Source organism: Azospirillum sp. B506 (assembly GCF_000333595.1).
Taxonomy (GTDB): Bacteria; Pseudomonadota; Alphaproteobacteria; order Azospirillales; family Azospirillaceae; genus Azospirillum.
On the sequence record NZ_BADK01000973.1, the window covers coordinates 1 to 3,631 of the forward strand.

Below are 3,631 nucleotides of genomic sequence, written 5' to 3' on the forward strand. Positions count from 1 at the left end.
GCCCTTCGGCGAAGTCCTTCTGGCAGTAGCCGTAGGCCGAGACCGGCCAGATCCGCTCGCCGAAACGCTCGAGGATGGCGTGGAAGGGCGACAGCCAATCCTCCTGCCGCCACCATCCGGGGTGCAGGCTCCAGGCGTCGTCGTCGGCCGCCAGGTACCGCTCGCATTTGGTGAACAAGAGGCCGGACGGACGGTCGCCGACGAAATCGAGCAGCGGCTCGATGGCCTCCATCTGCCGGTCGATGGTCCGCCCGCGCCATTCCGCCAGCACGAGAAAGGCGGCGGCGTCCTTTATCAGTTCGGCGCGGATGTCGTTCCGATGGATCGCGTGGACGTTTCCGCCCTGGATGTCGCGCAGATGCACCGTGCCGAGGCCCTGCACGACAAGCGGCAGGTTGATCTTCATCTGCTGCGTCGGGTCGACGTAGCGGCCCTGGCGCAGGTTGCGCCAGTGGGGGGCCACCATCTCCGCGAGCGCGTCGGCCGACGCGTTGCGGTCGATCATCGCCAACGGCGGCGATGCCCCGTAAAGGGCCGCGGCGATCCAGGTCGTCTTCCCGACCTGGCTGTCGCCCCACAGGAGTATCGTTTTCGACGAGTCCAAAATGATTTCCCCTCGATTAGGGCATGGAGCCCGCGTTCGTCGGCAGCAGACGGTGCTCCCGCAGCGCTTGCGCAAGATCGTGACGTTGCCCCTCCGGCAACGACGGCCCCGCCGCCGGAAGATGTCCGATGGCCCTCCAGGTCGAGAGCAGCCACTGCCACGCGGCGTCGGGCCGATTGCTCAACCCCGGCTGCGGGCGGACGACGGGGGGCAGCCTCTGGAGATCCGCCCACGCACGCTCCAGCCGCATGGCCAGGCCCCGCTTCACCTTGAGTTTGAGCGCCCTGGGGTTGGGCATGACCGTGCCTTCCAGAAGGGTGGCCTGCGCCGCGAGAACCCGGTCGAGCAGGGCGCGGTCGCTGAAGAACTCGTCCATGTCATGGCTGGCCAGCGCCACCCCCAGAAGCCGGACGAGTTCCTCCTCCTCCTCGAGCAGCCAGACCTGACCGTCGATCGCTTCGGGATCCGGCGGAAGGAGTTGGGCCAGATTGCAACGGTTCCGGTAATAGCTCTTGAGGCCCGCCAGGATCTCCCAGGGCGGGTTCCCTCCCTCTCCGAGCAGACGCCGTGCGATCGTCAGGGCGGCCCCACGGTCGATCGTTCCGTTTCCGAAATCGCCGACCACGGAGCGTGCGATCTCCCCCGCAAGCGCCGCCAGGGCATCGACGCCGGCCGCCAGGCGCAGGCCCAACTGGAAGGTTTCGCGATCCGACAGGGGCAGGTCCGCGGACGAATCCGCGGGCCTTGCGTCACCCGGCGGCCGGACGATCCCGAGCTGGGCCGCCTTGTCGGCCCAGGCGGCGAGATCCGCCTCGACCCGGGCCTGCGCGTCGGTGCCCTTCTCGGCGAGCGTTGCCACGGCCACCCGCCAGTCTCCGACACCGGTCAGCCCGATCCATGGCCCGAACTGCGGAATCCAGCGCGACAGCGCCTCCGCCCAGCGCCGCCGGTCGCTGCTTTCGGCGTCCAGCAGCGTCCGCAGTTCGAGGGTCACCTCCACCATCTCGGCCGTCCGCTGGGGCCGGCTCGCCAGCAATGCCGGCAGGCGGGCAAGAGCGGCGCCCACCGGGTTGCGGAAAGGCTCCAGCAGGTCGGCGGTCGCCAACTCCGCCCCGAGCGGTTCCAGAAGCCGGGCAAGCCTCCGTTCCAGAAGCATCGCCTCGCCATGGTCGGCGTTCCACCGAAGCGGCGCGAGGGCGACGTTGGCCTCGGACAGGGCACCCGAAAGCGACGCTGAACACAGGGCGTGGGCGATGTCGAGGCGGCGGCCCGCCTCCTCCAGTGCAAGCTGGAGGCGTGCGCCGGGCTCGTCCGCCACCATCGCGTCCCCGCCCCAGCGGACAAGGGCTTCGCGCAGGCGCGGAAGCAACGCCGACCCCGGCGCGTCGTCGAGCCGGCGCCGCACCTCGCGGGCGCGCGGCTCCAGAACCGCCCCGTCGATCGCGCCAGCTGTTGCCGCTGCGAAGGCTGGCACTTCGCTGGCCTGGAGGAACGCCTCCAACCAGTCGACGACGCTCGTAAGGCTCCCCTGCCCCTTCTCCTGCGCCAGCGCTGCGAGGCGGCGCACCGGCACTTCCAAGGCCAGGGCGCCATCGGGCTGCAACGGCGCTGCCGAGCCGGCGGCGGCCAGCGCGCCGGCCGACCGCGTGAGTGCCCTCAGCTCCTCCACGACGGCGCCGACCTTATCAGGGCTGCCGTCGGCAATCCGGTCGGCCAGGGCGCCAAGGCTTCCGCGCTGTCCGACGACCGTGGCATAGCGGGAATCCCAAAGAACACCTGCCTCCAGACCATCGGCAGCCCAATCGGTCGCATGCAACAGCGGCAGCGGCAGCACCGGCAGCGAGCGATCCGCGAAGCGCAGGGCTTCGGCGAGCTGGCGGTGCAGCTCCGCGATGTCCCGACGCAGGATCTCCTCGGCCCCCAGCTCGTAGGGTTCGCGCAGGATGGCCTCGGCCCTCGCCCGCAACCGCCGAACCGTCTGGTGAAGCGCACCGTCGGGCACCAGCAGCTCCTCCAGCCCATCGTCACCGCCGATGTCCCATGCCGCCAGGCATTCGGCGGCGAACGCCACCCGAGCCGCCGGAACTTTCCACTGGGAGAGGGTCTTCATGTGTTTCCACCCAAGCTTTGGAAGGCCCCCGACGAGGAGGCTGCGCAACGCGTACAGCGCTTCGGCAGGGCCGCCCGCCACGACGAAGCGGCCGACCCGCTCGTCGCCCCCGGCAAGCGCCAGCGCGAAAGCGGCCGCGTCGGGCGCCGGCCCGCGCAGCCCGGGGACCTTGGCGAGCAATTCGCGCAACGGCGGCCAGCCGGCGACCGTGACCAGCGTCTGGAGACGGGAGACGACGGCTTCGGCGGTCAGCTCCGGCACGAGCGCCGCCAAGGCCTGCCCCAGCCCCGACCCCGCCGTCGCGTAACCGGCGAGAAGGGTGTGCTGCAGCCGGAGTGGCAGGTCGGCCAGCAGCTGCTCCAGACCGGCCGGGAGGTCCCCGAGGCCGCAGGCGTGGCAGACGAACGCGGCCGCGCCGCTGCGGACGATCCGGCTGCCATCCGTGCCGTCGTCGGACGGAGGCCCGTCCTGGGCTTTGCTGCCCAGGAACGCCCGGTCGTCGGAAGCGTCGATCCGCATCGGCGCCAGGGTGTTGATCCGGTGGATGAAGTTGGCGCGGTCGACGGCTTCCCGCCGGCCGTCCGGATGGCGGATGAAGAAGCGCCGGTGCTGGTCGCCGGCGACCCTGATCATGAAGCGGTCGACCGTCTGAGTGTTGCGGCACTGGATCCGCGCGCTCCACCGCAACGGTGAACCGGTCCAGCGCGGCTCATGGAACTCCTGCGCCCGGCCTCGGGCGTAGCGGAGGTGGCCCACCGTCGTCTGCGGCGGATCGAGAACGTTCCTCGCCTCAAGATCGACGATCACGGCCACTTGCCGCCCGTCGGTCTCCACCAAGGCGATGGTGGCGGTGAACTCCTCATCGGGTCGTGGCGCGACGAACAGCTCGGCCGGAGTCCACGCCCCGTCGACCAGCG

The 3,631-nt window shown here is 70.7% G+C and carries 2 protein-coding genes; both read right to left on the minus strand.

From position 1 onward, the window contains the following. Positions 1 to 511: hypothetical protein (locus tag I71_RS30085; protein WP_148294403.1), on the minus strand; the 511-nt coding region annotated here is incomplete at its 3' end. A 109-nt stretch (positions 512 to 620) separates the two neighbouring features. Further along, positions 621 to 3,631 (minus strand): hypothetical protein (locus I71_RS38595; RefSeq protein WP_042703043.1); only part of this gene is annotated, 3,011 nt, incomplete at its 5' end.